Below are 6,513 nucleotides of genomic sequence, written 5' to 3' on the forward strand. Positions count from 1 at the left end.
AAACCTTGCACCACGCCATTTTGAAGCGCAATAGCCTCATCAATCGTTTTGTATTTCATTAAGTATAGTATTGGAGCAAATGTTTCATGCTGCACAATTTGCAAATCATTAGAGGCTTCTGCAATTACTGGTTTTACATAACAGCCAGATTCATAGCCTTCACCAATGAGTACACCACCTTCAACTAAAATAGTACCGCCTTGTTTTTTGATTTCTTCAATGGCATGCTCATACATTTTTACTGCATCCTTATCGATCAATGGCCCCACGTGGTTATTCTCATCCAAAGGATTCCCAATTCTTAATTGACCATATGCGCTCGTCAATTTACTCTTCACTTCATCAAACTTGCTTTCGTGGATGATTAATCTTCTTGTAGATGTACAACGTTGGCCACAAGTTCCAACAGCACCAAATAATGCTCCGGTGATAGCTACATCCAAATCAGCATTTTCTGTGATGATGATTGCATTATTGCCACCTAGCTCCAGCAAAGCTCTTCCTAAACGAGCACCTACGGCTGCACCTACTTTTTTACCCATTCTGGTAGAGCCAGTAGCGGAAACCAAAGGAACTCGCTTGTCATTTGACATCAACTCACCAATCTGATAGTCACCATTAACAATACAAGAAACACCTTCAGGGACATCATTTTTAGCAAATACTTTATTGATGATATTTTGACAGGCAATACTACACAATGGTGTTTTTTCTGATGGCTTCCAAATACATACATCACCGCAAACCCAGGCAAGCATGGTGTTCCATGACCATACAGCTACCGGGAAGTTGAATGCTGAAATAATACCTACAATGCCAAGTGGGTGATATTGTTCATACATTCTATGGCTTGGTCTTTCAGAGTGCATTGTAAGGCCATGAAGCTGGCGTGAAAGACCAACAGCAAAATCACAGATATCAATCATTTCCTGAACTTCACCTAAACCTTCCTGGTACGATTTGCCCATTTCATAAGAAACAAGCTTTCCTAATGGCTCTTTATACTTTCTTAGCTCCTCACCAATTTGGCGTACCACCTCACCTCTTTTAGGGGCTGGTATCAATCGCCATGATTTAAACGCTTCCGCTGCCTTGTTAACAACCTCTTCGTATTGCTCAGGAGTAGTGGCAACTACTTTGCCTATTAAAGCACCATCAACAGGAGAATAAGATGAAATCCCTTCACCTTTGCTTTCCAACCAATGTGCACCAGTGGATGTGCCTGAATTTATATCTTTTAATTCGAGTGACTTTAGGGCTTCCTCTATACCAAACTTATTGCTCATAATTACTTTTAGTTAACAGGCTGCAAAGCTATAAAATTTACCTAAAGGAGGCAGGTAAATGGTAATAAAAAAGGAGGCTATTGCCTCCCTTCAATCGTTTGTATAATAATTATTACCAATCTACACCTAACACACCCGGTTCACCATATGGCGTTATTCCTTCCACCAAAATACCACCATTTTTATTCTCCAAAACCAAGTGTAAATCGGCCAGGTCTATTATATCTACTTTGTCAATTTTGGTAATGATGAAGCCTTTCTTTAGTCCTGATTCCTTCCATTTACCTTCATTAACGTCAGTAGCTTTCACCCCGCCATTAAGTTGCATTGAAGCCATTTCATCATTATTCAATTCCCGAAAAACAGCACCTTCTAATTCTGGATTATAGGATTTAGCGATTAAATCTGTTGTGCCGGAAGTGTTTCGTAATACTGCTTTAACGCTATTTCTTTCACCTTTGCGAATGTAAGTGACAGTTACTTCATCACCCGGTCGGTTTCTTGCTACCAATTCCTGCAACTCAGAAACATTAGTCACTTCAATTTCATTGATCCCAATGATTACATCGCCTTGCTCTATGCCTGCTTCTTGCGCAGAGCTGTTGTCATTAACATAACTTACAAAAACGCCATTAACCACATCCAGACCTCTCGCTTCAGCTAAACGAGCGGTGACATCGCCAATTCGAATACCTAACAACCCTCTTTGTACTTCGCCATATTCCAGCAAGTCGTCCATCACTTTTTTAACCAGAGTTACCGGCACAGCAAATGAGTAGCCTGCATAGCTTCCGTTTGGTGTAGCTATGGCTGTATTAATTCCAACAAGTTCACCTTTTAGGTTCACTAAGGCGCCACCACTATTGCCCGGGTTTACCGCGGCATCAGTTTGAATGAATGACTCAATCTGTAAATTATTTCTATCCCTTAAAATGCCAATATTTCTTGCTTTGGCGCTTACAATGCCTGCAGTAACCGTAGAATTTAAATCGAATGGATTACCAACAGCCAATACCCATTCTCCTGTTTTGATATTATCTGAATTGCCATAGCTTAAGTAGGGCAGGTTGGTCTCTTCAATTTTGATAAGTGCTAGATCTGTTGTGGGGTCTTTGCCTACGAGCTTTCCGAAATAGCTTCTGTTATCTTGCAAGACAACTTCAATCTCGCTGGCATCTTCAATCACGTGGTTATTGGTTACTATAAAACCATCGTCTGTTAAAATTACCCCCGAACCAGAAGATTGTGCCGGCCCTCTGAAGAAACCTTCTAACGCATTAAAGCTACTGGCTCCACCGCTATAAACTGACCTGATATGCACGACTGACTGTGTAACCTTATCTGCTGCGGATACAAAATTGAGACCTTTAGGAATTGTAAACGATGTATCGGTATAGTTTGCATTATTGACTAATCTATCCTGACGGTTTGAAATGGATGAGTAGTTGTAGGTAGGGTTATTTTGAACGTATGATAATACAATGGCTGCTGAGAGCATAGCACCTATCATACTTGAGCCTAAAACAATTATAAATAGTGATCTTGAATTCATAAATCAATCATTTAACTATAATTCAACGCATTATTTTAAATTGTGTTGAGTAGAATTTGATCTTATTCCTTTTCCGCCAATAATTTCTTTAACTCTAGCATTTCATCTCGCAGCCTGGCAGCTTCCATAAAATTCAGTTCTTTGGCAGCTTTCTCCATAGATTTTTGTGTATTGGCGATCATTTTTTCCAATCCTTTTTTATCCATATAAGATACTACAGGGTCAGCGGCTATGGACTGTTCTTCTTCAATATAATATTTGGCTGAGGACGCTTTTCTGTCCGCTACTTTTGTTTGTTTTAAGATAGAATCTTTTGAACGGATTATCGTAGTTGGGGTGATCCCATGCTCCTCATTGTAGGCAATTTGTAAGCTTCTTCTTCTGTTGGTTTCATCAATAGCCTGCTGCATAGAACCTGTTACCTTATCAGCATACATAATTACACGACCGTTGGAGTTACGTGCTGCTCTACCTATTGTTTGAATTAGCGAACGCTCATTTCTTAAAAAGCCTTCTTTATCTGCATCAATAATGGCTACTAATGATACTTCTGGTAAATCCAGACCTTCGCGCAATAGGTTAACGCCCACCAACACATCAAAAACTCCTAATCTTAATTCTCGCAATATTTCAACACGATCCAGGGTATCAACTTCGCTATGAATATAGCGACATTTGACATTAACTCTTTCTAAATATTTGGTAAGCTCCTCAGCCATACGCTTGGTGAGTGTGGTTATCAGAACCCGCTCTTCTTTTTTCACTCGCTCATCAATCTCTTCGAGTAAATCATCAATTTGGTTTGTACTTGGTCGAACATCAATTTCAGGGTCGAGTAAACCTGTTGGCCTAATTACTTGTTCCACAATCACACCTTCGGACTTCCGTAATTCATATTCAGCCGGTGTAGCACTCACATAAATGGTCTGATTGAGTAAGCCTTCAAATTCATTAAAGGTTAATGGCCTGTTATCTAATGCAGAGGGAAGCCTAAAGCCAAAATCCACAAGGTTTACTTTTCTTGAACGATCGCCACCCCACATAGCTCGTACTTGTGGAATAGTGACATGACTTTCATCAATGATCATGAGGTAATCATCAGGGAAATAATCAAGTAAGCAGAATGGCCTTGCACCTGCTTGTCGCCTGTCAAAATACCTGGAATAGTTTTCTACACCGGAACAATAACCTAGCTCGCGCATCATTTCAAGATCAAACTCTGTACGCTCTTTTAAGCGCTTTGCTTCAAGGTGACGCTGTTCCGATTCAAAGTAATTCACCTGTTCTACCATGTCATCCTGAATTTCATGGATGGCAGTGTGCAGTAATTCTTTACCTGTCACAAATAAGTTGGCGGGAAAGACTGTTACGGCCGTTTCATCACTAATTTTCTTTCCAGATTGTGGATCGATTTGTTGAATTGCCTCAATATCATCGCCCCAGAAAATAACCCGATAGGCAAAATCGCCATAGGCTACAAAAATGTCAACCGTATCACCTTTTACGCGGAAAGTGCCACGCTTAAACTCACCTTCTGTTCGGCTATAAAGTATGTCAACTAAAGCGAAAAGGAGTTTATTTCTGGCAATGGTTTCGCCCACTTTTAGCTTTACAATATTTTTTCCAAACTCTTCTGGATTACCAATACCATAAATGCATGAAACAGACGCCACCACAATAATGTCCCTTCTGCCCGTTAGCAGCGAAGAGGTGGCACTTAGCCTAAGCTTTTCAATTTCATCGTTAATCGATAAATCTTTTTCAATATACAAGCCGGAGTTGGGGATAAAAGCTTCGGGCTGATAGTAATCGTAATAGGAAATAAAGTATTCAACGGCATTTTCAGGGAAGAAATTTTTAAACTCTCCATAAAGTTGGGCAGCTAACGTTTTGTTATGGCTTAGAATAAGTGTTGGCTTGCCCGTTTGGGCAATCACATTGGCCATGGTAAATGTTTTCCCCGTACCGGTTGCCCCTAAAAGTGTTTGGTTTAACTCGCCCTCATCAATACCTTTAACAAGTTCGCTGATGGCTTTAGGCTGGTCTCCAGTGGGCTCATACTCACTTGTAAGTTTAAATTCCATAGATTACTTATTCCAGATTTTCCAAGATTCCTCAGCTTGTAAATGTAACATTTCGAGGCCGTTTTTGATAGAAGCTCCTTTTGATTTTCCTTTAGCTAAAAAGAGTGTTTCTTCTGGATTGTAAACGAGGTCGTAAAGGTAATGTTCAGATGTAATTTGATTAAAGTCTAAGTCTGGACAAGTATTCGTATCTGGTGCCATTCCCAGTGGAGTTGTATTGATTATTAAATGAGCCTGTGGTAGTAAGGAACTTGCCTCTTGGTAACTTATTTCATTGGCTGTTGGCTTGCGTGAAACAAACGTATAAGGAATTTTTAGGTCGCTCAAGGCACACGATACAGCCTTTGATGCGCCACCAGTGCCAAGAATTAATGCAGTACCTTGATATTGTTGTGGTAGCCAGTTGTTCAATGAATTCTTAAACCCGATGTAATCAGAGTTATAACCTACGTTCTTTCCATTTGTGATCTTAATGACATTAACGGCTTTTACTTTTTCTGCCGATTGATCTAAACCATCTAAATATGGAATAACATCTTCTTTATAAGGCACAGTAACGTTTAGGCCTTCAATATTTTTAGTTTCAAATACAGCTTTGATTTGCTCGATGGATGATAACTCAAATAGTTCGTAAGAATGATCATCTAAACCCAGTAGATTAAACTTTTCAGTAAAGTAGTTTTTAGAAAAAGAATGAGAGAGTTTCTTACCGATGAGTCCAAACTGTCTCATTTTAATTAGCAGTTTTTCTATGTGCTATTTTTTCAATGGCCACAACTATTAATATGCCCAAAGCCATGAATAATATTGCCTGAAGCACTAGAGGGTATTCACCAGTAGCTCTTAAAAATTCACCAGGAAGTACATTTTTAGTTACGGTTGCAACTTGATGCCCTTCACTGTTTATTCTGAAGGCAAGGGCTATTTTCCAGGGCCACACTTTGTTTAATGAGCCAATCATAAAGCCAGAAAGCAGGGCTACGGCCAAATCGTGATAATTTTTTAATAACCACGAAACAGTTCTGGCAAATGACAAAAGTCCGGCTATGCACCCCAAAGCAAAAACACCTATGATTAAAAAATCCTGTTCTGTAACAGCCTTAATTATGAACTCATATTTACCTAGTATTAATAAGATAAATGCACCTGAAATACCTGGTAGAATCATAGCGCAAATAGCAATACCACCGGATAAGAATATGAACCAATAGGCCTCTGTAGTTTCTGTGGGTGAAGTAATAGTAACCCAATATGCAATGGCTATACCTGCTAACATAGCGCCAACCACCCCGGGATTCCATTTCTTTATTTCACGTAATACCAATAAAGAAGAAACAACTATTAGCCCAAAGAAGAATGACCAAAGCGAAATGGCTTCATTTTCTAAAAGGTGTTTTATTATTTTGGCAAGCGATAAAAGGCTAGTGAGTATGCCCAAGAAAAGTGGCAACAAAAATTTACCATTCACAGCATTCCAAAAATCTACAAATTGAAATTTCAGAAGCAATCTTAATGAATTACCATTTACAGATTTGATAGCGTCTAACAGCTCCGTATAGATACCTGTAATAAAAGCAATGGTCCCGCCTGA

Annotated in this window: 5 protein-coding genes; all 5 read right to left on the reverse strand. The window is 39.4% G+C overall.

Annotation, left to right across the window (positions count from 1 at the left end):
- On the reverse strand, positions 1 to 1,286 hold a 1,286-nt coding region (locus RLO81_RS08385), incomplete at its 3' end, for an aldehyde dehydrogenase family protein (protein ID WP_350109968.1).
- Between the two features lie 112 nt (positions 1,287 to 1,398).
- Positions 1,399 to 2,838, reverse strand: coding sequence for a trypsin-like peptidase domain-containing protein (locus tag RLO81_RS08390; RefSeq protein WP_350109971.1), 1,440 nt, complete (start codon positions 2,836 to 2,838; stop codon positions 1,399 to 1,401).
- A 62-nt stretch (positions 2,839 to 2,900) separates the two neighbouring features.
- Positions 2,901 to 4,922: an excinuclease ABC subunit UvrB gene (uvrB, locus tag RLO81_RS08395; RefSeq protein WP_350109973.1), complete on the reverse strand. Its 2,022-nt coding sequence runs from the start codon at positions 4,920 to 4,922 to the stop codon at positions 2,901 to 2,903.
- Positions 4,923 to 4,925: 3 nt separating this feature from the next.
- On the reverse strand, positions 4,926 to 5,654 hold the full coding sequence (locus tag RLO81_RS08400; protein WP_350109976.1) for a shikimate dehydrogenase family protein: 729 nt from the start codon (positions 5,652 to 5,654) through the stop codon (positions 4,926 to 4,928).
- Position 5,655: 1 nt separating this feature from the next.
- Positions 5,656 to 6,513, reverse strand: an 858-nt coding sequence (locus RLO81_RS08405) for a DUF368 domain-containing protein (RefSeq protein WP_350109979.1), incomplete at its 5' end; no start/stop codon positions are given.

This window comes from Fulvivirga sp. (assembly GCF_040220315.1).
In the GTDB taxonomy this organism is placed as follows: Bacteria; Bacteroidota; Bacteroidia; order Cytophagales; family Cyclobacteriaceae; genus Fulvivirga.

Excerpts from the sequence above, each read along its gene's own strand:
- RLO81_RS08400 (WP_350109976.1), bottom strand. The coding sequence starts at position 5,654 with ATGAGACAGTTTGGACTCATCGGTAAGAAACTCTCTCATTCTTTTTCT.
- uvrB (WP_350109973.1), bottom strand. The coding sequence starts at position 4,922 with ATGGAATTTAAACTTACAAGTGAGTATGAGCCCACTGGAGACCAGCCT.
- RLO81_RS08390 (WP_350109971.1), bottom strand. The coding sequence starts at position 2,838 with ATGAATTCAAGATCACTATTTATAATTGTTTTAGGCTCAAGTATGATA.